The organism is Lentibacillus sediminis, assembly GCF_002763455.1.
GTDB lineage: Bacteria > Bacillota > Bacilli > Bacillales > Amphibacillaceae > Lentibacillus_D > Lentibacillus_D sediminis_A.
The window spans coordinates 213,640-235,335 of sequence record NZ_NIXK01000005.1 but is presented as its reverse complement, the minus strand read 5'-3'; the positions used below and the strand labels follow the sequence as shown (position 1 = coordinate 235,335).

General features: G+C 45.9%; 22 protein-coding genes and 1 tRNA gene. 11 read left to right on the top strand and 12 right to left on the bottom strand.

Features of this window, described 5'->3' with window-relative positions; genetic code table 11:
- Positions 1-229: 229 nt before the first annotated feature.
- Positions 230-1,024 (bottom strand): RDD family protein, encoded by a 795-nt coding sequence (locus CEG13_RS10110; RefSeq protein WP_100011755.1) that lies wholly within the window; start codon positions 1,022-1,024, stop codon positions 230-232.
- A gap of 95 nt (positions 1,025-1,119) precedes the next feature.
- Here CEG13_RS10110 and CEG13_RS10105 point away from each other — a divergent pair, with 95 nt between their 5' ends.
- Positions 1,120-2,100 carry a stage II sporulation protein M gene (locus CEG13_RS10105; protein ID WP_100011754.1) on the top strand — a complete coding sequence of 327 codons (981 nt, stop codon included), beginning with the start codon at positions 1,120-1,122 and terminating at the stop codon, positions 2,098-2,100.
- On the opposite strand, the gene CEG13_RS10100 is transcribed toward CEG13_RS10105, so the two are convergent.
- The 6 genes from CEG13_RS10100 to tadA form a co-directional block, all read right to left on the bottom strand.
- Entirely contained in the window at positions 2,078-3,436 is a 1,359-nt protein-coding gene (locus tag CEG13_RS10100) for a DUF58 domain-containing protein (RefSeq protein ID WP_100011753.1), read from the bottom strand. The genes CEG13_RS10105 and CEG13_RS10100 overlap by 23 nt on opposite strands.
- Complete coding sequence (locus tag CEG13_RS10095; protein ID WP_100011752.1) at positions 3,390-4,319, bottom strand: AAA family ATPase; 930 nt, start codon at positions 4,317-4,319, stop codon at positions 3,390-3,392. The genes CEG13_RS10100 and CEG13_RS10095 overlap by 47 nt, the downstream gene beginning before the upstream one ends.
- Positions 4,316-5,434, bottom strand: coding sequence for a DUF4350 domain-containing protein (locus CEG13_RS10090; protein ID WP_100011751.1), 1,119 nt, complete (start codon positions 5,432-5,434; stop codon positions 4,316-4,318). Before CEG13_RS10090 ends, CEG13_RS10095 begins: the two co-directional genes overlap by 4 nt.
- 14 nt (positions 5,435-5,448) lie before the next feature.
- The gene (locus CEG13_RS10085; protein WP_100011750.1) at positions 5,449-6,108 is read right to left on the bottom strand and encodes a DUF4129 domain-containing protein; all 660 of its coding nucleotides are present in this window, start codon (positions 6,106-6,108) and stop codon (positions 5,449-5,451) included.
- A 24-nt stretch (positions 6,109-6,132) separates the two neighbouring features.
- The gene (locus CEG13_RS10080) at positions 6,133-7,044 is read right to left on the bottom strand and encodes a DUF7847 domain-containing protein (protein ID WP_100011749.1); all 912 of its coding nucleotides are present in this window, start codon (positions 7,042-7,044) and stop codon (positions 6,133-6,135) included.
- Between the two features lie 538 nt (positions 7,045-7,582).
- Positions 7,583-8,044, bottom strand: a complete 462-nt coding sequence (gene tadA / locus CEG13_RS10075; RefSeq protein ID WP_100011884.1) for a tRNA adenosine(34) deaminase TadA — start codon at positions 8,042-8,044, stop codon at positions 7,583-7,585.
- Between the two features lie 85 nt (positions 8,045-8,129).
- Here tadA and CEG13_RS10070 point away from each other — a divergent pair, with 85 nt between their 5' ends.
- From CEG13_RS10070 to CEG13_RS10040, 7 genes are all read left to right on the top strand, one after another.
- Positions 8,130-8,663: a cysteine hydrolase family protein gene (locus CEG13_RS10070; protein WP_100011748.1), complete on the top strand. Its 534-nt coding sequence runs from the start codon at positions 8,130-8,132 to the stop codon at positions 8,661-8,663.
- 61 nt (positions 8,664-8,724) lie between these two features.
- Positions 8,725-10,014, top strand: coding sequence for a LysM peptidoglycan-binding domain-containing protein (locus CEG13_RS10065; RefSeq protein ID WP_100011747.1), 1,290 nt, complete (start codon positions 8,725-8,727; stop codon positions 10,012-10,014).
- Positions 10,015-10,204: 190 nt separating this feature from the next.
- The gene (locus CEG13_RS10060) at positions 10,205-10,756 is read left to right on the top strand and encodes a helicase (protein WP_100011746.1); all 552 of its coding nucleotides are present in this window, start codon (positions 10,205-10,207) and stop codon (positions 10,754-10,756) included.
- Positions 10,757-11,056: 300 nt separating this feature from the next.
- Positions 11,057-11,413, top strand: coding sequence for a hypothetical protein (locus CEG13_RS10055; RefSeq protein WP_100011745.1), 357 nt, complete (start codon positions 11,057-11,059; stop codon positions 11,411-11,413).
- A 32-nt stretch (positions 11,414-11,445) separates the two neighbouring features.
- Positions 11,446-11,712: a DUF2651 family protein gene (locus CEG13_RS10050; protein ID WP_100011744.1), complete on the top strand. Its 267-nt coding sequence runs from the start codon at positions 11,446-11,448 to the stop codon at positions 11,710-11,712.
- Between the two features lie 251 nt (positions 11,713-11,963).
- Positions 11,964-12,134, top strand: a complete 171-nt coding sequence (locus tag CEG13_RS18745) for a hypothetical protein (protein ID WP_158234669.1) — start codon at positions 11,964-11,966, stop codon at positions 12,132-12,134.
- 76 nt (positions 12,135-12,210) lie between these two features.
- Positions 12,211-12,672, top strand: a complete 462-nt coding sequence (locus CEG13_RS10040; RefSeq protein WP_100011743.1) for a hypothetical protein — start codon at positions 12,211-12,213, stop codon at positions 12,670-12,672.
- Between the two features lie 212 nt (positions 12,673-12,884).
- On the opposite strand, the gene CEG13_RS10035 is transcribed toward CEG13_RS10040, so the two are convergent.
- Both CEG13_RS10035 and CEG13_RS10030 read right to left on the bottom strand, forming a co-directional pair.
- Positions 12,885-13,394 carry a type 1 glutamine amidotransferase domain-containing protein gene (locus CEG13_RS10035; RefSeq protein WP_100011742.1) on the bottom strand — a complete coding sequence of 170 codons (510 nt, stop codon included), beginning with the start codon at positions 13,392-13,394 and terminating at the stop codon, positions 12,885-12,887.
- A 65-nt stretch (positions 13,395-13,459) separates the two neighbouring features.
- Positions 13,460-13,897 carry an Rrf2 family transcriptional regulator gene (locus CEG13_RS10030; protein WP_100011741.1) on the bottom strand — a complete coding sequence of 146 codons (438 nt, stop codon included), beginning with the start codon at positions 13,895-13,897 and terminating at the stop codon, positions 13,460-13,462.
- Positions 13,898-14,022: 125 nt separating this feature from the next.
- Here CEG13_RS10030 and hmpA point away from each other — a divergent pair, with 125 nt between their 5' ends.
- A complete protein-coding gene (gene hmpA / locus CEG13_RS10025; protein ID WP_100011740.1) occupies positions 14,023-15,258 on the top strand; it encodes an NO-inducible flavohemoprotein in 1,236 nt (411 codons plus the stop codon).
- A gap of 84 nt (positions 15,259-15,342) precedes the next feature.
- Here hmpA and acsA read toward each other — a convergent pair whose 3' ends face one another.
- On the bottom strand, positions 15,343-17,049 hold the full coding sequence (gene acsA / locus CEG13_RS10020; protein ID WP_100011739.1) for an acetate--CoA ligase: 1,707 nt from the start codon (positions 17,047-17,049) through the stop codon (positions 15,343-15,345).
- A 305-nt stretch (positions 17,050-17,354) separates the two neighbouring features.
- Here acsA and CEG13_RS10015 point away from each other — a divergent pair, with 305 nt between their 5' ends.
- Positions 17,355-18,599: an Nramp family divalent metal transporter gene (locus CEG13_RS10015; RefSeq protein WP_100011738.1), complete on the top strand. Its 1,245-nt coding sequence runs from the start codon at positions 17,355-17,357 to the stop codon at positions 18,597-18,599.
- Between the two features lie 411 nt (positions 18,600-19,010).
- On the opposite strand, the gene CEG13_RS10010 is transcribed toward CEG13_RS10015, so the two are convergent.
- Together CEG13_RS10010 and CEG13_RS10005 are read right to left on the bottom strand one after the other, a co-directional pair.
- Positions 19,011-20,246, bottom strand: a complete 1,236-nt coding sequence (locus CEG13_RS10010; protein ID WP_100011737.1) for a dicarboxylate/amino acid:cation symporter — start codon at positions 20,244-20,246, stop codon at positions 19,011-19,013.
- A gap of 89 nt (positions 20,247-20,335) precedes the next feature.
- Positions 20,336-20,411: transfer RNA gene (locus tag CEG13_RS10005), tRNA-Arg, on the bottom strand.
- Positions 20,412-20,640: 229 nt separating this feature from the next.
- Between CEG13_RS10005 and CEG13_RS10000 the strand changes: the two genes are divergently transcribed.
- Positions 20,641-21,285 (top strand): deoxynucleoside kinase, encoded by a 645-nt coding sequence (locus CEG13_RS10000; protein WP_100011736.1) that lies wholly within the window; start codon positions 20,641-20,643, stop codon positions 21,283-21,285.
- Positions 21,286-21,696: the final 411 nt, after the last annotated feature.

The window sequence follows — 21,696 nt, the reverse complement described above, 5'->3', positions numbered from 1 at the left end:
AATTGCTCTTTCTCAATATTGTTATGCAATTCTCTTACAATGTAATAGGCAATTTGCTCTTCCTCATGACAGGCCTAACAATGATAATCGATCGATGCTTCCTACCGCTAGATTATCAGTCTCCTCAAAATGTTTCATTCGCTCCTTCCTCTAAACACGGTCATCCTGTTTATTAAAAAGAAAAAAGCTGCCAGGACCTTTCCAACCCCCGACAGCTTCCCCCCGCAAATCACCACTCAAATTCCCATTCTTCACTTAAAATCAGATACAACACAAGCAAAGTATCCTCCATTTCCCGGTACGGCATGGTTTCCGGATCTAAGCCGATTTTCGGAAAAAGTACCCCGGCCAATTTTCTTGTCAATACCACTCTTTCTGTATCATCTACCTGAAAAACGCGTTCCCTGTAGGTCTGCAGCAGCTTCCACTCCTTCATTCCAAGCGAGCGGAGTGCCCAGTCATCGAGGGACAGGCTTTCCTTCGTCAGTCCTCTTTCCCTGATTTCCTTATTAAAGGGATCGGATTTTTTATCTTTTTTTCCTCCGCGCTCATGCACCACAATGGTTCCTGCAACCAAATCACCGATCCGCTTATGCTTAGAATGGAAGAAAACCCAGATCATCCCGACAAAATAAGCTGACGGCAGCATGTCGATAATCCGCAGCAGATTGCGGAGCACACTGGAAAGCAAGGTGATGCTGTGGCCGTTCTCCTGTATCACGCGGATTCCGAGCACCTTTTTACCAGGTGTTCTGCCGCCGAAAAAGTATTCCCAAGCGAAGAAGTATCCCCAATAGATGACAAAGATCAAAATAATAGTGATGGTCAGCGGAAGAAGCGAAGTTGTGATGTCCATAAAATCCGATTGCATGGTAAAGACCAGTCCAACGATGATCAAAATGTTGAGCACTGTCAGGATCAGCTGATCAATGATCATCGCTCCGGCTCTGCTGCCAAGACCGGCAAGTTTAAAATTGAGCGATACATATTCCGGGGTTTTCACCGTGACTTGTTCTTGTTCCATCTATATTTTCTCCTTTTTGTGATTCGAAGGTTTCAATTACCGTCAAGACAATTTATAATTGAGATACAAAGCGTCGGAAAGGGGGTGCCGCAGCCGTGAATATCAACACATTCATTAAGCAAAATCGCGAGAACTGGAACCAGCTTGAACACTTCATCACTCGCCTCAATAAAAATAAACGAAGCCTGACAGGGCAGGATATCGACCAATTTAACCAGCTTTACCAGAAGGCCGCCCAGCATCTGGCCTACAGTCAGACGTACTTTGCCGATGAAGAGGTGACCGCCTATTTGAATGAGCTGGTGGCCAAAGCGCATAATCTGCTGTATAAAGATCAGGTCTCCAGTTTCCGGCAGATACGGACGTTTTTCTCAACGACGTTTATCGGACTCTTGATGGGTCAGTGGAAAGCTGCCGCAGTGGCCATGATCCTGTTTGCTGCAGGGTGGCTCGCTGCCTTTCTTGCGGTGTTGAATGATCCGTTGAATCTGTATGCGCTTCTCCCCGAACAAATGGCAGGGGCAGTCGATCCGGAACAATTGGGCGCCAACCATGGTTCTATTGATGCCTCGCTGTTTTCTGCGCAAATCATGACGAACAATATCCAAGTCGCTTTCCTCGCGTTCGCAGGAGGAATCACGTTCGGCATCCTGACCGTCTATGTTATGGTGCTTAACGGAGTCGTCGTCGGCGCATTGGCAGGTTTGTTCTGGAACTACGGTATGACATACGAATTCTGGGCTTACATTGTCCCGCATGGTGTCATCGAACTCTTGGCCATCTTCATTGCAGGCGGTGCCGGTTTGCTGATGGGATACAAACTGTTCGCCCCAGGTCCGTATTCGCGCGGCTATCAGTTAAAGCGCCAGGCCAAACGCTCGGTGCAGTTACTGCTCGGCGCCATCCCGCTGTTTATCATTGCCGGTATTATTGAAGGGTTCATTACCCCTGCTTCACTTTCCCTGGAAGCAAAATATGCCGTTGCGATTCTGACTTTGCTTGCTTTTCTTTTATACATGGCAAGCGGGAAAATGCTTCTTCAGCGGAATCAGGCTAAAGCAAACCTTCATTCATAACCCGGACGTACTCGGAGACGGCTGCTGTTGCCAGGTGCTCTTCCTTGGCCTCCACCATGGAAAGCCCCTGCTTTTCCCAGGTTGCCTTGCCGCGTTTTTTCAGCTGGATTTGCTGCTGCGCCATGGCTTTGACCATCAGGGACTTGGCGTGATCCGGCTGTTGTCTTGTTTTGGCCAGAAGCTCCTCGTCCTCTACCCCGATCATCATGAATAAATGGCGTCTCCGCAGGCGTTTCAGCTGATACAAGGCACTTTCTTCATGCAAAAATATCTGGATATCACTGAACAAAAGAACCAGGCTTCTCTTTTTCAAAGCCACGGACAAATAATTAATCGCCGCCGAATAATTCGACTCACTTGCATCGACTTTTAAGTTGTAGACAGCTTGCAAAATAGTTTGCAGCTGATTCATCCCTTTTGCTGGTGGCACAAAGACCTTGATCTCTTTGGAAAATGCCAGCACCGCGACATAATCACCGTTTTTCAGTGCTGCGGCGGCTGTTGTGATTGCTGCTTCCAACGCCTTTTCCAGCCGATTGCCTGACTTAAGCTCTGCCCCCATCATCCTGCCGCAGTCGATCAAAATCGTGACATACTTCCCGTGTTCCGGTTCGTACTCATTGGCCATCACCGTCTGCAATTTCGCTGTTTGCCGCCAGTTGATTTTTCGCGGGTCATCTCCAACCACATAGTTGCGAACTTGCGCGAATTCCCCAGCTTCCGCCCGCTGTTTGCGGATTTTTGTTCCTTCATATAATAAAAATTGCTGCGGACTCTCGAGATACTGCCTGGTTTCGGTCAAATCAGGAATTACTTTGACGGAGTGCTCATCACGGACAGCCAGCTGCTTTTGCCATAACCCTAATCGGCTCCGGTATCGGATGAAAATAGTCGTGATACCATATTTGCCTCTTTCCGGGGCGATGGGCTGGTAAACCAATTTGACCGAATCTTGCGCGTCGACAGTGCTTTTGAGTGGAAATGGAGAACGGAACGACTGCGGCAGCCCGTCGATGATCCTGACATCACAAGGATAGCGTGAGACATTATTGATAGTTATACTAATGTCAGAGGCAAGCCCGCGCTCCAATTCATCCGGCATTTCCCGTTTAAATGAAAGCTCCCTTTTTCTCGGAGACCCCAACAAATCCAGCAGGCTCAGCAAAATTAGCAGCCCATTGATGACGAACAGCCAAACCCACGAAACATCGGCAAAAACAGTCAGGAAAACCGCGCCAGCAGAAAACACGAGAAACAAGATAAGTAGCCGCACGTCAGGTACAATGCCCCTATCTCGGAACAGCAACCGCTCCCACAAGTTCTTCAATGATTTCATCCAGGCCAACTCCCTCCAATTCCGTATGCGGCGACAATTGCAGCCGATGCCTGAGCGCCGGCTTCGCAACCATTTTCACATCATCCGGGGTGACATACTCCCTTCCTGTCAGATACGCCCAGCTTCTTGCCGCCTTGGCGATGGAAATCGCTGCCCGCGTACTCGCACCAAACCGGACAGCCTCCATATCCCTGGTGCGCCTTACGATCTGCATGATGTAATCATACATCTCATCATTCAATGTCAAGGCCTCCACTTCTTGGCGTATCGACTGAAAGGTATCGATGTCCACGACCGCATCGATCACCTTTTGCGCATCTCCCGGCTCAAGCACCTGTTTCAATACATTGGTTTCTTCCTCCAAAGAAGGAAAGTCAATCTGCAGTTTCAGCAAAAACCGGTCCTGCTGTGCTTCCGGCAGGGGATAGGTTCCTTCAAATTCAATCGGGTTCTGGGTCGCGACCACAAAAAACACATCCGGGAGTTTGTACGTCTCTCCTTGAATGGTCACCTGTTTTTCCTCCATCGCTTCGAGTAAAGCGGCCTGCGTTTTGGCCGGAGTCCGGTTAATTTCATCAGCCAATAAAATATTGGAAAAAACCGGTCCTTTGATCGTTTGAAAGCTGCTTTCCTGCATATTATAAATCGTGCTGCCGGTAATATCACTTGGCAAGAGATCCGGGGTGAATTGGATCCGGTTAAATGTCCCGCTAAGTAAATCAGCCAGTGTCCGAACCATCTGTGTTTTTCCCGTCCCAGGCACTCCTTCGATCAAGACATGCCCATCTGCCAAAACCGCAGACAGCAAGAATTTCAGGTTAATAGATTGACCAAGAATCCGCTGCTCATATTTCTCCAGCAGTGCTGCAAGCTCATTTCTCATCCTTCTTCCACCTCTTCCCGCAGTTTATCTATCTTTTTCGACCATGTCTTCCACGTTTTTTTGCTGATATTCTCCTGATTTAATACATGGGATAAATCATAGAGAAATTGTCCCATGTCTCCTTCAAGGGTCGTTTTTCGTTTTAGCTGATCGGCAATTTCCGGCCATTCTTTGTAATATGGGATGCCCCAACGCTCTTGAAGCAGAAGTTTCACATAATCGACTTGAATCGCTAATGCATCACGGTACCTTCGTCCACGCAAATACCATGCGGCCAGAGCCTGGATGCGCTCGTCACTAAAGCGGACGGACGCTTCTCTCGGTTCCACCACAGGGCCAAAGCGTTTGCCATGATACCACAGCCATATAATCGCCAGCAAAATGGCTTGAAGCGCAAGCACCAGCATCCATTGCGGGTAAACTGTCGTTAGGGCCGGCGCATTGCCTGAGCCATGAACATATTCGTCAAAATACAGTGCATTCTGATCTGCCGGCAGCAGGGAAAAAGCAAGTTCCAGGTGATCGTTTTTCAAAATGTTCTCATTGGTTAACCATTCCGGAGTAACAGCAGTTATTAATCTGCCGCTGCCATAATCTTTCTCCACCGCGATCACGCCTGCTTGATCGGACAGTAACACATTTTCTTCGTTTTGTGAGTCTATCCGAAACATGGATTGCACGTCTGCCTGATAGGTATTTCCGTTCTGATCCGTGACGCTAGAAGATGGCTGCTGCACAGACATGGTCTCTATACCAAACATGTCAGCCGGATTTGTTTTCAGCAGCAGAATCGTATTGCCTGCTTCCATAAAAGAGACATAGGACATCATACCCCTACTGTCCGGAACGAACGACGGTCCTACCATAACGAGCGTCCGGCCTCCGTCATCCTCAGGCAATAGCTCAGGAGTTTGAGTCCATCGCTCCACAGCAGCCAACTCGCGATCAAGGTATGTATAAAAAGCTTTCACCCCGGCAGGCGCCGGAGACTCTGACACAAAGGCAGGATATTCCTCTAATTTCTCCGGTGCAGCTATGTAACTGATTCCGATAAATAAAAGGAGAACAGCAATCAGACCCGGCAATGCTCTCCTGCCTGTTTTTGATGTATTCAAGTCCGCTGTTCCCCCTAACCTTCCCCGGAAACTTCCTCGGGTTTATCATCCAGCCATTTCATCGCCTCATCGCGGTAATAGACATAGTCATCCTCGGATAACGTCCGCTCCCCGTAAAACACCTCGTCAAATACCAGTGCCAGGCGATAAAACGATTCGGCCAATTGCGGATTAACCTCCTGAAGCTCCGCAAAATATTCCCAGTTCGTCTTCCAATTCCTCGCCTTCAGCCACTCCCGTTCATGAAAATAAAGCAGCAGCGCCAGGAACATATGACGCGCGGCTCCTGTATAATCCTGATTTTCTTCCTTTCGCCGGACTACCTGCAAATGCTGATCAAATGACCAATCGCTTCCATGTATCGACTGTAGTGGTCTGATTTGAGTAAACCCTTGGCTTCTCCGGTAATGACGGAAACGGTAAAAAAGGACGACGCCCAAGAGAATCACAACAGCGGCAATGATGATAACCAGAACGGCATCCGCAAAACCGCCGGCAGGATCCACTCCGGCAAATAATTCGTTCAGGATCTCTCCAAGCCATTCTGTCACACGATCCCATAAGACTTCGAGAAAATTCCGGTTGTCCTCATAATAAACCTGATATTCGTTTTGCTGCAGGATCTGCTGCAGTTCTTCTCTTGCCCGGTCTGTGTTCGCCAATTCTATCACCATCCACCTTGGGCGCGTTTTTCTCTATTACTTTTGCACACTGGCATTCTCGTAATCATCAATCATATGCTCTAAATCTGCTCCATCATGACGGACATTTAAATCGAAATAAATCACGGCATAGCCAACCATAAATATCATCGAAGTAAATAGGGTGACCAGGTTGACCATAATCGAGTACAAGACGCTGTTGCCCAGCAACATAACAAGAATCGCGTCAACGGCAAGGCCGATAGCGGCAAAGATCAGGAAAAAGATAATAAAAAGGCCAAATACCTTCCAGCTGTTCCCTTTGGTTAAGCGCCAGCTGTCGCCCAGTCCTGGTACGCGATCTTCAAAAACAGTGAAACCGAGAAAAAAACTCCAGCGCATCAGGAAATAGCCGGCTGTGAGTCCAATGCCCAATCCCAGTATCAGGATGATGAGAATTCCTGCGATGGGGTCAGCAAACATACTAATAGTTCCTACGATGATAACAGCAATCAGCGGTACGAAAATCATCGCAAACGCAATAAGAGCAAATAACAGCGTGCCACCCAATAACGACCAATACTTGGAAAATGCCTGTTTTATCACCTCACCGACTGCGAAGTCTTCCCCATTTTTTAAACGCGCAACTGCCAATAATACCGCAGCATAAGCTACAGGGATGAAAAAAATGGTTAGAATATCAATAAAACTTCCCGCCAGACCCTGTGCCAATGTTGTGTCGGTTGTCATCGTAAAACTATTGAGTGTTTGTTCAAGAAAGTTACTCCCATTTGCGGTTTCCCTAAAAAAACTCGTTCCGCCCATCAACAAAGTCAGGGATCGCAGCAAATACAGGGGGCCGATAAGCAGCAGTACGATCAGAAAAAACTTGGAGAAATGCTGTTTGCTGAGCCTGAAAGCGACATCAAGAATTTCCCCGAATCGTTTGGGCCTGTTTAAGCTTTCCATTAATCTGTTCTCCTCCTTAATTGCTTCTTATCTATATTGTAGCATTTTTTCAGTATGTTCGGGATGTTTTTTGAGGTTGATGGTGAAAGGAAGACGCTTAATAAACGCGGGAATCTTCGTTTGGTTACTTACTAAGGGAATGAAGTCACCAATGCAGAAGCATATACCTCATTTGTGCTCTCATCATGGGAGTGAAGACATGAATGCCTAAGAAAATAACTCAATCGCGCTCTCATCACGCGGATGAAGACACGAACACCGAAGAATAATACTCATTCGCGCTCTCATCACGGGGATGAAGACACGAACACCGAAAAATAATCCTCATTCGCGCTCTCATCACGGGGATGAGAACACGAACACCGAAGAATAATACTCATTCGCGCTCTCATCATGCGGATGAGGACACGAACGCCGAAGAATAATCCTCATTCGCGCTCTCATCACGGGGATGAGGACACGAACGCCGAAGAAATCATTTCATTCGTGCTTTCATCATATGTATGAACCTATTAAAACCAAAATACCACCACAAACTTCACTTTTTCTTCCTCCCCCGAAGCTCCCGAAAAAACCCCCGCAGCAACTCAGCACATTCTTCCTCCAACACTCCACTCGTCCATTTCACCTGATGATTAAAACGCTCATCGTCCAGCAAATTCATCAGGGTTCCGCAGCAGCCAGCTTTGGGGTCAGGAGCTCCATACACCACACGCTTGATGCGGGATTGCACAATCGCTCCTGCGCACATAGGGCATGGCTCCAAGGTGACGTATAGGGTACAATCCTCCAGCCGCCAGCTGCCGATTCGTTTATTCGCTTCCTGCATAGCGACTAGCTCAGCATGGGATAACGTTTCCTGTGACGTCTCCCGCAGATTGTACCCGGCAGCAATAATTTCGCCCTGAAACTCGATCACCGCCCCGATTGGAACTTCGTCTGCCGCACGGGCTTTTTCCGCTTCTCTGATCGCGGCACGCATAAATTTCTTATCCATCATAGAATCCCAACATTTCTCATAAGTTTTTATCTGCACGAAAAAGGAAATACTTAAAGCAAGTCTCATATCCATTAGGAGGATATCGATGAAACAATCACTGGATAACACCGCAGTACTATTCGTTGATGTCATCAACGATTTTGACTTTGAAGGGGGAGAAGATTTACTCCGCCACACCAATGAAGTCCTGCCGAATATTATAAAGCTGAAAGAATTTGCAAGAGAACATGATTTGCCTACCATCTATGTTAATGATCATTACGGATTGTGGCAAGCAGATTACCACAAACTGATCGATCACTGCCGCAATCAGGCAAACGAGCACATTATTGATGCGCTACATCCGTCGGAGGATGATTATTTTCTCATCAAACCGCAGCATTCCGCCTTTTTCCAGACGCCGCTCCAATCCTTGCTGAATGAGATTAACAAAACCCATTTGATTATGGCCGGATTTGCCGGCGACATCTGTATTTTGTTTTCCGCCAAAGACGCCTATATGTATGGATTTAAAATGACCATTCCGGAAAACTGCATGGCTTCGGAAGAACCGGAGGGCACTGAATACGCCCTGTACCTGATGCGTACCGTGATGAAAGCGAATATCGAGCCTTTTTAGGCATATCCCACCCCTCCTTTGCATACGATGTAAGAGCATATTTCGTATAAGGAGGGATTTTTTGCAGATACATGTCGTTCAGCCGGGAAATACCTTGTCCGCCATTGCCGCTACATATAACACGACAACCACAGCACTGATTGATGCCAATGAATTGGATGCACCAAATAACCTCGTCGTCGGGCAGGCTTTGGTGGTTCCGATTGCCGGGCGGTTTCACTTTGTCCAGCCGGGGGAGAGTCTTTATTCCATCGCTCAAGCATACAATACGACCTATCAGGAACTGGCGCAGGTAAATAATATTCCGGTCAATCAAACACTTCAGGTCGGTTTTCGTTTATATATCCCGGAGCAAGCGCAGCCGCCGATCACTTCCAACGCCTATATTGAACCGTTTGGCGATACAGTTTCCCAAACATTGGAAAATGCCGCAGCCAAAAATACACCTTACTTGACCTACCTCGCGCTTTTCAGCTATAACGTCAACCGCGACGGCACCCTGGAGGCGCCGCCCCTGGGCAATTTGCTGCAAACTGCCGAACAAAATAATACCGCATTGATGATGGTAGTAACGAATCTGGAAGAAGGGCAATTCAGCCAAGATCTGGGGCATATTATTGTAACGGTGCAGGCAGTGCAGAATACCTTGCTCGACAGCATCATCAATACAGCCACGGCCAATGGATTTACCGATGTACACTTTGATCTGGAGTTTTTGCCGCCGGAGGACAGAGAGGCTTACAATAATTTTTTGCGGACGGCAAAACAGCGTCTTGCCGAAGCCGGGCTGTTAATGTCCACAGCTCTGGCGCCAAAGACGAGCGCTGAGCAGCAGGGTGCGTGGTATGAGGCGCATGATTATGCTGCTCATGGGGAAATTGCCGATTTTGTTGTACTGATGACGTATGAATGGGGCTACAGCTACGGGCCGCCGCTCGCTGTTTCACCACTTCCTCAGGTGCGTGAAGTTGTCGAATATGCCCTTACCGAAATGCCGGCAGATAAAATTTTGCTGGGACAAAATTTATATGGCTATGATTGGACCTTGCCGTTTGTCGAGGGCGGGGACCCCGCGGAAGCAATCAGCCCGCAGCAGGCCATCACCCGCGCACGCGAACAGAACGTCGCTATCCAATATGACCCGACCTCCCAGGCACCGTTTTATTTTTATACGGATGATGCAGGAAACCGGCACGAAGTATGGTTTGAGGATGCCCGGTCGATCCAGGCTAAATTTGACCTGATTAAGGAACTCAACTTGCTTGGAATCTCCTACTGGAAGCTGGGGCTTGCTTTTCCCCAGAACTGGCTATTGCTGGAGGATAATTTTACGATTAGGAAGCTGGAATAAGAAAGTAAGAATAAGTGGTGATAAATAACAATAAAGATATTTAAAAATTTTGCACGATCGATTATACTATGGTTAATCGATCGTGCTTTTTTTATAAGATAATCCTTTGTTGGTATGGGTGATGATCTTCAACTAAAGGATCAGATTGCAGTCTAAGCCTATAAAACCAATTCGTAAGGAGTGGTTTCAAATGAGTGTTGAAAAACATAATATATATCCGGATTGCAAAACTACTATTAGAACGGTTGAGATTGGTGGTCTTACGAAATCGCAGCTTTTTGGGAAATTGCAGCAACAATCTATTTTGATGAACAAGCTTGGAGAGAAGCTATTCGATGATGATAAGTTTACCAGCTCAGAAAAGGCATACAGTGTGAGAACTGTTGAGCTCAAAGTTCGTGATCTTGGCTTTCCGGAAGGAGCTACTATACCCCAGGTTTATAAAAAAGCGAACCAGTTTGGCTTGAAATTATGTCCGCTTGAGCTAGGTCCATACTTAAGATTGAAGTATCTGGATCAACCTGAGGGTTATTTGGGGAAGCCTTATTGGCGAAATCGATCTCCGTATGGCGCTGTTAAAATAGCATCGGAGATATTATCTGAAGACGTCGACTTTCCGAAAGGCTTCTATCTGAGACGAATTGAGGGTGTGCTGTGGTTGCGCGGATACATCGCTGATGATCTACACGTCTTGGATCCGGATGATCACATTATCTTTTGTCAAAACGAAACCTTGAAGTAAAAACTTCCTTATTCAATAAACGAAACGCTTTTCTGGAGAAATAAATTAGAAATCGAAGGTGGGTAATATATGAGCTTGGTATCCTTATTATTAGGAGTAGGTGTGGTATTTTTTATATTTTTCATCATCGCTGTTGCTTCATCAAGGAAATAACTTACCTGGTTCCGGCAAATCAACTTGTTTAGTTGAAACTGAATCAGCGTAAGCAAGGATGGGGGTTAAAACATCAAATCTTTTGTTGCCTTTATTGCTATTATTTGTCTTCTTTTAGTTTCTTGTGAGCAGCAAACAGCGGGTAAATTGGAACCACCGGAACCAACGTTTACAGTGGATGGTGAAGAAGTGTCATATAAAAGAGGTACATATTCCTGGTCTAATGATAATCGTGTAGCAAGCGCTAATTCACCAGCACCATCTAATCTTGTTGAGGATATGGACAATAATATAATTTCATCAAATGCAGAATTAGAAATTACCTTTGACGATGAACCTTCTAAAATGGAAAGTGAAGTTTTGCAAAATAGTGGTAATAATTTAGTATCCATTACAAATAACACCATAACCCTCCCAAATGAACCTAATAATTATATTTACGTTATTTACGCAAGTTGGGAACAAGGTGATGCTATTTATGCAATTCCGTTTGCCTTCAACTAAAGGTTGTGTGGTGACAGGGGGAATGATAGGTTATGAGCTCTGCCCAGTTAGTCATATCCATTCTTTTTGTTTTTCCGGCGATTGCTCTTATAATGGGTGCTTTTGGATGTTATATCTTAAAAAATATGTATATAACACCTATCGTCGTTGCGTTAATTGGTGTTGTGGCAATCTTTGCCGTGTTTAATTCCTCTTTCTTGTTTTGGGCAATTTTGTATACCTTATTGTCATTTTTATCTGGATTCATTGTGAAATTATTTTCATCAGAAAAGCCAAGAATAAAAATGCTGAACTTGTAGCCTTTACCTAGAATTTGATTAGAGGTGCTGGAATTGAAAAGTATAGATTTTAAGGAATTGGATGATTTCATTTCACAACGAAAGAATGAAGTGGAAAGAAAAATGCTGCGTACACGTCCTTCCGGAAAAAGATGCCGCACGAGACCGCGGGATCCCGATGAAATAAAAATACTTGATCGTTTATGCCAAAAAATGGAAAGAAGCTGAAATCACAGGAAAAGTAAAGTATCTTAGTGATCGGGTATGATATTATGAGTTCGATTGAGCGGGCAACAGATAAGCTAGATCAACTAAAAAGTAAAAGTACATTTGAAAAAATGGTTGGTGTGGCGGCAGTATTAACGGACCTTTTGGAAGCCCACCAAATAAAACCAGTCATTGTCGGCGGTTTAGGTTCATCTAAGGGCCATTTAGTGGAATAACCCCTTGTGAAAATAACAGAGGTTTGAAATAATAGTTATCGAGAAAAAGTGCGAAAATTAGAAAGGGAGTGATTGAATGAAAAAGTTATTCGGTATCATTTCTCTATCAGTAGTATTGATTTTTGTGGCGGGATGCTCAGGAGAAGGTAAAAACGTCAATGATCAAAAACAAATTGAGTTTTCTTTTTCACAACAAGCTTCCACTGAGAATTGGGAAGTGAAAGATAGTGTTTCAGGAACATACTTTAATATAGAGAATTTGATTAAATCAAACCACAAGTTAGAAATCACATCTAAGAATGATTATACAGGAGAAAATCTTACTTTATTCTTTAAAATAGGTGATGAAATATTAAGCCTTCAAAAAGAAGGAGAAAGTCAACAGAAATTCTTTAAAGCAAAAAGGACCAGCGATGGTACCTATCAGCTTAAAACTGGTGGGTTTTCACGGTTTGATGAAAATGAGAAGCTTTGGGATGAAAAAGTTAAAGTAGTTATTGAGTATGGAAACAAACAAGACATTATAGAATTAAACTGATAAAGCTTATAATTTTTCAGTTAAAGGGCGCGATTGTAGAACATTTGTTTAGAAGTGTTATGCAGCAATTGCACTATAAATTAAAAACATTATTTTTACACCGCCTTCATTTGAGGACGGTGTAATGCTTACTTTCGGCTTTAGAATCTAACATCTTTACAAAACAACACCCTTCACCGCACGATGCGATGAAGGGCTCTTCTCATTTGTTCTTATAAAAGTTTCAATGCCTCACGGTTAAATGCCGGGATATCATCCGGCTGACGGCTTGTTACCAGCTGGTTCTGGCAAACCGCTACTTCCTGATCAACCAGCTCGGCGCCGGCATATTCCATGTCGACCTGAATCGACTTAAAGCCGGTTGCTTTGCGGCCTTCCAGTGTTTTTGCCGTGATCAGCAGCTGCGGCCCGTGACAGATCGCAAATACTGGTTTCATATCATCCATAAACGATTTGGCAAACTTCACAAAGCGGTCATCTGCGCGTAGCTGATCTGGGGACATTCCCCCTGGGATAAATAACGCATCGAAATCGCCTGGTTTCACGTCATCAATGCCTTGATCAATCTTCACGGTCGCATCTTTGTTTTTCCCGGTTACTTCTTTGCCTTTTTCCTTTTCAATCGTTACAACGTCATGTCCGGCTTCCTTGAAAGCTTGTGCCGGGTCGGTGTACTCCACGTCTTCAAACATATCGGTAATAACAGTAGCTATTTTAGCCATGTTGATCCGCTCCTTTCATTAACTCTATATTATTGCTGTACCCGGCTCCCAGCGAAATAAAACATCTAATGAATGCCCATCAATCCCCGTAGTTCTTCCTCATTCTCGATTAAATCCTTCAGTGTATAGCCATCAAGCACCTGGAAAAAGGCATGCAGCGCCTTATTCAATGCATGCTTCAGTGTACAACCAGGAGAAATTACACAATGCTTTTGTCCTTCATCAAAACAGCCCAATAGAGCAAAGTCATTTTCCAGCATGCGTACAGTGTGACCGACATTAATACTGGATGCCGGTTCCGCCAGCCGAATGCCGCCATTTCTCCCCCTGACCGTTTCAATCAGTCCCATTTTATTTAAATCATGCACGACTTTTCGCACATGTTCCTTGGAAATGCCAAAGACCCCGGAAACCTCGCTGATGCTGGTCAACTCGCCTTCTTTTTTCATCCCGGCAATAATCAGCACTCGCAAGGAATAATCGGTATATTTTTTTAGTTGCATGGTTATTCTCCTTCGTAAAACCTTCATATTATTGTAACAAAAACCGCGGTTATCCGGGCTATTTTTGTATTACAATAAAGATGTATTCAAAATACATGTTTAAATTTTAAAGGGAGTGCTTTCACATGACAACCGAAACAAAGCAAGGACTGGATCAGCAAACCAGAGACATTGTAAAAGCGACAGTACCCGTGTTGCAGGAACATGGTGAAGCGATTACCAAACATTTTTATCAGCGAATGCTCAGTGAGAAACCCGAATTAAAAAACTATTTCAACATGACGAACCAGCGAAAAGGCGACCAGCCAAAAGCGCTTGCCAACGCGGTGTTAGCTGCGGCGATGCACATTGATAATCTGGAGGAAATTCTGCCGGTCGTCAAACAGATTGCCGAAAAACACCGAAGCATGAATATCAAGCCGGAACATTATCCGATTGTCGGTCACTACCTGCTGCTGGCGATTAAAGAAGTACTCGGGGATGCAGCAACCGATGACATCTTGAACGCCTGGGAAAAGGCATATGGCGAGATTGCCGATGTGTTTATTTCCGTGGAAAAAGAAATGTATGATCAAGTACAGGAAGCTCCCGGAGGCTGGGTAGATTACCGTGATTTTAAAGTCGTGAAAAAGGTTAAAGAGAGTGAAGTTATTACTTCTTTCTATCTTGAACCGGTAGATGGGAAGACACTGCCTGTCCATCAGCCTGGTCAGTACATCACGGTGAAAGTAAAAATCGAAGGGCAACCATATGCGCACCTGAGACAATACAGTTTGTCCTGTGCACCTGGTGAGGACACCTTCCGCATCAGTGTAAAACGCGAAGATGAAGAGAATGGCAAGCCTGCAGGGATTGTATCGAATCACCTGCACACAAGTGTTGAAGAAGGAAGCATCTTGCCAATCAGCGCACCAGCAGGGGACTTTTTCCTGGACCAAAAAGATACACGGCCGCTCGTATTGATTAGTGGTGGTGTGGGACTGACTCCAATGCTCAGCATGCTGGAAACCGTGATTACCACACAGCCGGAGCGTGAAGTGATCTATATCCATGCAGCACGGTCTGGAAGTGTGCATGCGATGAAAAATCGTGTACATGAAATTACAGAAGGGCATCCACAAGTCAAGAGCTGCACTATCTATGACAGCCCACAAGCAGAAGATGTATATGATAAAGTCGGGCACATTGATGGTGAGTGGCTCGAGGAAACACTCCCTGGGAAAGACGCAGCATTTTATTTCTGCGGGCCAAAAGGCTTCATGCGTGCTGTTTATCAGCTTTTAAATCAGTACGGCGCAGCGGAGCACGATATTCATTTTGAAACATTCGGACCTGCTTTAGATGATATTGCTTCGGCTTAATAAAGAAGCAGTGAGGAAAGCTTGGTACTTCCCCCTCTATCATCAAAAAACCATTGACCCCATGGGCCAATGGTTTTTTTTTATTTATTTCTCCAATGTCGACGTATCACCTGTCGGAAGCCCAAGCTCCCATGATTTCAGCAAACGCCTCATGATCTTACCGCTTCTTGTTTTCGGAATTGAGTCGGTGATTTCCAGTTCCCTTGGTGCTGCATGGGCACTCAGTCCGGTTTTGACAAATTGCCGGATATCTTCCTGCAGTTCATCGGAAGCTTCATAGCCTTCATTCAGCGTGATGAATGCCTTGATAATTTCCCCGCGCTCCGGATCCGGTTTGCCAATTACTCCAGCCTCGGCAACAGCAGGATGCTCGATCAGTTTGCTTTCCACTTCAAATGGTCCGACCCGCTCACCCGAAGTATTGATTACATCATCAAGGCGGCCCTGGAACCAGAAGTAGCCATCCTCATCCATGTAGGCGCTGTCGCCGGAGACATACCAGCCATTGATAAAGTAGCTCTCGAATTTTTCCGGACGTTTCCAGATGGCGCGCATCATCGACGGCCAGCCTTCTTTGATCGCCAGATTGCCCATTTGATTCGGTGGCAGCTCATTTCCTTCATTATCCACAATGGCGGCTTCTACCCCTGGTATAGGTTTGCCCATCGAGCCCGGGCGGATTTCCATCGCAGGGATATTGACAATCAGCATTGCCCCGGTCTCCGTCATCCACCATGTATCATGGATTCTGAGATTAAACGCATCCTCTCCCCAGATAATCACCTCAGGATTCAGCGGCTCGCCGACACTTAACATATGCCTCAGGGAGGAAAGATCATGCCGGTCGACAGCCTCTTTCCCGGCACTGGCCAGTTTGCGCAAAGCAGTCGGCGCCGTGTACCATACGGTGACATCATACTTAGCAAGTGTTCCGTACCAGTCATCCGGCGTAAACCGTCCACCTCGTACCACATTCGTCACCCCATAAAGCCATGGAGCAAATATCCCATAGCTTGTGCCAGTCACCCAGCCAGGGTCTGCGGTGCACCAGTAAATGTCATCGTCTTTCAGATCCAGCACCCATTCTGCAGTGGCATAATGCTGAATCATCGCATTATGAACGTGATAAACTCCTTTTGGCTTGCCTGTCGATCCGGAAGTGTAATGGATCAGCATGCCATCCTCGAGATCCACCCATTCGATGGAAAATTCCTCTGATGCTGCGTCCATTTCCTTGTGAAAATCAATATCATTCCCTGTATCATCGCCAACCAGCACAATTTTTTCCAGATCAGGTAAATCCTCCTGCGGCACCCGCTCCAGAAGCTCCGGTGTCGTAACCAGCATGCTGGCCCCGCTGTCCTCGAGCCTGTCGCGCACTGCCTGCTCCATAAACGCTTCAAACAGCGGCCCGGCAACTGCTCCCACTTTCAAAATGCCAAAGAAAGCCGCATAGAACTCCGGACTCCTCGGCATGAACAGGAATACCCGGTCGCCTTTCTTCACCTCGTACTTCTTCAGCACATTGGCAAACTTATTGCTCTGGTCGCGAAGTTCACTGAATGTAAGGGAAGCTTCCCGGTCCGGCGAGGAATATAAAAGCGCTGTCTTATCCCGCTTCTCCGGATCCTCGGCATGACGGTCCACCGCCTCATAAGCTGCATTTACTTTCCCGGTCTCATACCAGCTGAAATTCTTTTTCATATCCTCCCAGGAAAAATTCTCGCGAGCCTTTTCATAGTCTGCCAGATTATGCTGACCCTCTCTTGCAGGCAATTTTTGTACATCCATCTGATCACCTCATTTTTAGGATTTGGTTGCAACCGATTACAATTTGAATTACGTGAAATTGTTAAAACATTTAGCTAACTGATTTCTATTCTAAAACATTTTGCGGACATTTTAAAGTGATATGATTTGAGAGAGCATCAAGGTTTTTTTGGAACGATCCGGTAAAAGGCCTGCCTCATTATCCCCTCCCGATGAAAAAACTTATTGGAATGCCGAAATTTGTCAAAAATGTTTTTTAAATTAAACAGGTGGGTATACACCATTTATATCTTTTTTTGCATAATAAGGTTAATTGAGGTGAAGATGTGGTTCAATCAGAAGCTACAACAAAGAAAAGAACATTCAAAGAAAGGCTGAAAACGATTGGTCCGAGTGCCATTATTGCTGCGTCCTTTATCGGCCCCGGAACCATCACCACGGCAACCCAAGCCGGTGCTTCCTTTGGATATGCGCTTTTATGGGCGCTTGTTTTCTCCATCATCACAACGATGGTGCTGCAAATTATGGCTGCCCGGCTGGGGATCATTGCCCGAAAAAGCCTGGGTACAGCAATTCGTGACCAATTCGAACATCCAGTTCTAAAATATACGGTAACCGGTTTTGTCATGATCGCTATTTTTATCGGATCTGCCGCCTATATGAGCGGGGACATAAATGGAACTTCACTTGGTATTTCGACATTGACGGGGTGGTCCATCAATATCATTGGTCCAATCGTAGGGGTAATCGTATTGCTGCTTGGCTTAAGCGGCAGTTACAAGTTAATAGAAAAACTCATGATTGGGCTTGTGATCGTCATGAGTATCGTTTTTATTACCACCATGTTTGTTGCGCAGCCTGACCTGGGTGGTATCTTTTCAGGAATCTTTGCACCCTCCATACCCGCCGGTTCAATCATTACCATTGTTGCACTGGTTGGGACAACGGTTGTTCCATACAACCTCTTTATACACTCCAGTTCCGTACAGGAAAGGTGGAACGATGCCTCTCATTTGAAAGATTCCCGCTGGGACATTTTTATATCAATTGGTATGGGCGGTTTTATTTCAGCAGCCATCCTGATTACTTCCGGTACGTTAATGAGAGGTATTGAAGTCGAAACCGTTGCAGATTTGGCCTTGCAATTGGAACCACTGTTGGGAAGCTGGGCTGAACCATTTCTTGCTGTTGGCATCTTTTCTGCCGGCTTTTCATCCATGACAGCCGCTGCACTCGGGGCTGCCATTACCGTCAGCAGTATGATGAAATGGGAAAAGGGAATGAATGACTGGCGTTACAAGGCGGTCTTCAGTACTGTTATCCTTATCGGCATTCTCTCCTTTGTGTTAAATATTGAACCACTGGAGGTCCTGCTTTTCGCACAAGCGCTGAACGGAATTCTCTTGCCAGGTATTGCGCTTATCCTGCTGATCATCATGAACAATAAAAAATTGCTTGGCAACTACAGAAATTCGGTGAAAATGAATGTGCTTGGGACCATTATTGTTATTATCTGTTTTGCTCTGGGAATCTACAGTCTGGTTACAGCGATCAGTGATTTTATGGGGTAATTTCACAGCAAGTGAAATCTGCTTTTACCCAAAATATTATAGAAGAACAAAAGCGGAAGCGCCCGTTTAGCGACGTATGGGCTGCGCCCCGCCATGCGGGGTGGATCAGCGTTGCCGCGCAAAGCGGCGGTTTTAGCTGATCATTCTTTCGGAGGAGATAAAGGAAACATGCCCCTGCAAAAGGGGTATGCCGGCGTTGGCGCGGGAGGCCGGTTTTAGTCGGCCTTCCTTTAACTTCGAGCCGATGTTGACTTATCGTACGGAGGTGAGGGAAGTCCACTACAGCTTTAGCGCTGGAGCTGGCCGGGGCATACGCTGGCTATGCTATCCACAATACGCATAATTTATAATTTTCTCGTAAGCAACCAAAAAAACCACACCAATGCCTGCACTGGTGTGGTTTTTCTATCTCTATCCAGTTGTATTCGCTGATTTTTCTTCCTTGCGTCTTTCACTTTCAGAAATGATATAGGCGGCTGACGCATCCCCTGTAATATTCAAGGCAGTACGCAGCATATCAAGGATCCGGTCAACCCCAACGATCAGCGCGATGCCCTCGACAGGCAATCCAATCTGATTCAGCACCATTGCCAGCATAATCAGCCCGACACCAGGGACCCCGGCGGTACCAATGCTAGCAAGTGTTGCTGTAAGAACAACCATCAGGATGTCCGTAAAATCAAGCGATATCGCGTAAACCTGGGCGATAAACACGGTCGCAACCGCCTGCATAATCGCAGTTCCGTCCATATTGATTGTTGCCCCAAGCGGCTGGACAAAACTGCTGATCGACTTTTTCACACCCAGATTTTCCTGTGCCGTTTTCATCGAGACAGGCAAGGTGCCGCTCGAACTGGCTGTACTGAAAGCCACGGACATGGCAGGGATAAAGCCTTTATAAAATTTGAGTGGGTTCGCTTTTCCAAGTGTCCAGATTGCCGTTGAGTAGGTCACAGCACCATGGACGATCAGACCTAAAATAACCGTGATCATGTACATGGCCATGGAGCCGATCGCGTCCAGTCCGGCATTGGCAATCGCAGAAGCAATCAAGGCGAAAGCCCCATATGGCGCGGTCATCATAACGATATTAACCAGCCAGATGATGATATCATTCGCCTGCTCAAACAAGCGGTGAATCCCACTTACTTTCTCCCCGAGAAAAGCCATGGCAACACCGATAAATAAAGCAAATGCGATGATCTGCAACATGTCAGCATTTGCCATTGCGGCAACCGGGTTCTCCGGAATAATGTTGACAAACGTCTCCATAATCGGCGGTGCTTCTTCTGCTTGATAATCCGCCGATTCGACATCAAATACGCCTTCTTGCCCGGGCTGCAGAAGAAAAGCAAGTCCGAGCCCGATAAACAGGGCAACCGCGGTTGTTACTAAGTAGAACGAAATCGTTTTTGCACCGATGGATCCCAATTTCGAAGGGTCACCTAACCCGGCGGTGCCCAAAACGATAGAAACAAAGACAACTGGCACCACAATCATCATGATCAGGTTAAGAAATATTTCTCCAACCGGTGTCAGGAAATATGTGTCAATCGGTGATGAAAAATTGTCTGGCGCAAAGGTCAGTCCGATCCCGACTATAACCCCAAGGATAAGTGCAATCAAAATCTGTTTTGTCAGATTCATAGCAGCTTCTTCCCCTTTCCTTTATGAATTTTCTGATATATATGCATGGCGAGTCACAGATATGATAGGCAAAAACAGCGTTATGGAAGTGGCGGCCCCGGCAGGATTCGAACCTGCGACACATGGTTTAGGAAACCAATGCTCTATCCCCTGAGCTACGAGGCCAGATTTTGACAAGATAACATTTATTATACAAGATTTCTTTTCTGTTGCAAAGGCAAACTTCCTTGCTTGCTTTGTCGTTTTTTGGCAGCGGGCGGCATGGAGTGGGTTTGGCGGTTTGTACAATCGACTAACCCGCAGAGATCGGAGCAGCCATCCATAGTATCACCACTAAATCTGTGATAAAATAAATACTATCTGTCGAATTAGCGTGCAGATTGGAGGAATAGCCATGAATGGTGTGCCGTATATAGCAATCGAAGGGCCGATCGGGATTGGCAAGACATCCCTTGCCAAGAAGCTGTCTGCCCATTTTGATTTTCATTTACTAAAAGAAATTGTCGAGGAAAACCCGTTTCTCGGCAAGTTTTATGAAGATATCGAAGCATGGAGTTTTCAGACCGAAATGTTTTTCCTTTGCAACCGCGTGAAGCAGTTGGAGGACATTGAGCGGGATTACCTGCAGAAGAACAGAGCCGTGGTGGCGGATTATTATATTTCCAAGAACATGCTGTTTGCCAAACGAACCCTGCCGCAGGAGAAATTTGCCAAATACGAGCAGATTTATCAGATTTTGACCGATGATTTGCCTGCTCCGAATATGGTGATCTACCTGCATGCCAGCCTGGACACAATTCTTGAACGGATCCAGCGGCGCGGCAGGGATATCGAGCAAAATATCAAAGCTTCCTACCTGGCACAGCTCTCCCAGGATTACGAGGACTACATGAATGAATTTGAGCGCACACATCCGGAGATTCCGGTGATACGAATCGACGGGAACACGACTGATTTTGTCCGTTATCAGGAAGACCTGGAGCGGATTATCGATCAGGTGAACGCCCGGCTGGATGAAACAGCAGCGGCTAGGCAGTAAGCTATTTTTTACTTAGGAAATATAGGGAAGAAGACATGAATGACGAAGAAAGTGACTCATTCGTGCTCTCATCATGGCTATGAGGACACGAATCACGAAAAAAGTGTCTCGTTCGTGCTCTCATCATGGCTATGAAGACATGAATGACGAAGAAAGTGACTCATTCGTGCTCTCATCATGGCTATGAAGACACAAATGACGAAAAGAGTGCCTCGCTCGTGCTCTCATCATGGCTATGAAGACACGAATCACGAAAAAAGTGCCTCGCTCGTGCTCTCATCATGGTTATGAAGACTCGAATGACGAAAAAAGTGTCTCGTTCGTGCTCTCATCATGGTTATGAAGACTCGAATGACGAAAAAAGTGTCTCGTTCGTGCTCTCATCATGGTTATGAAGACTCGAATGACGAA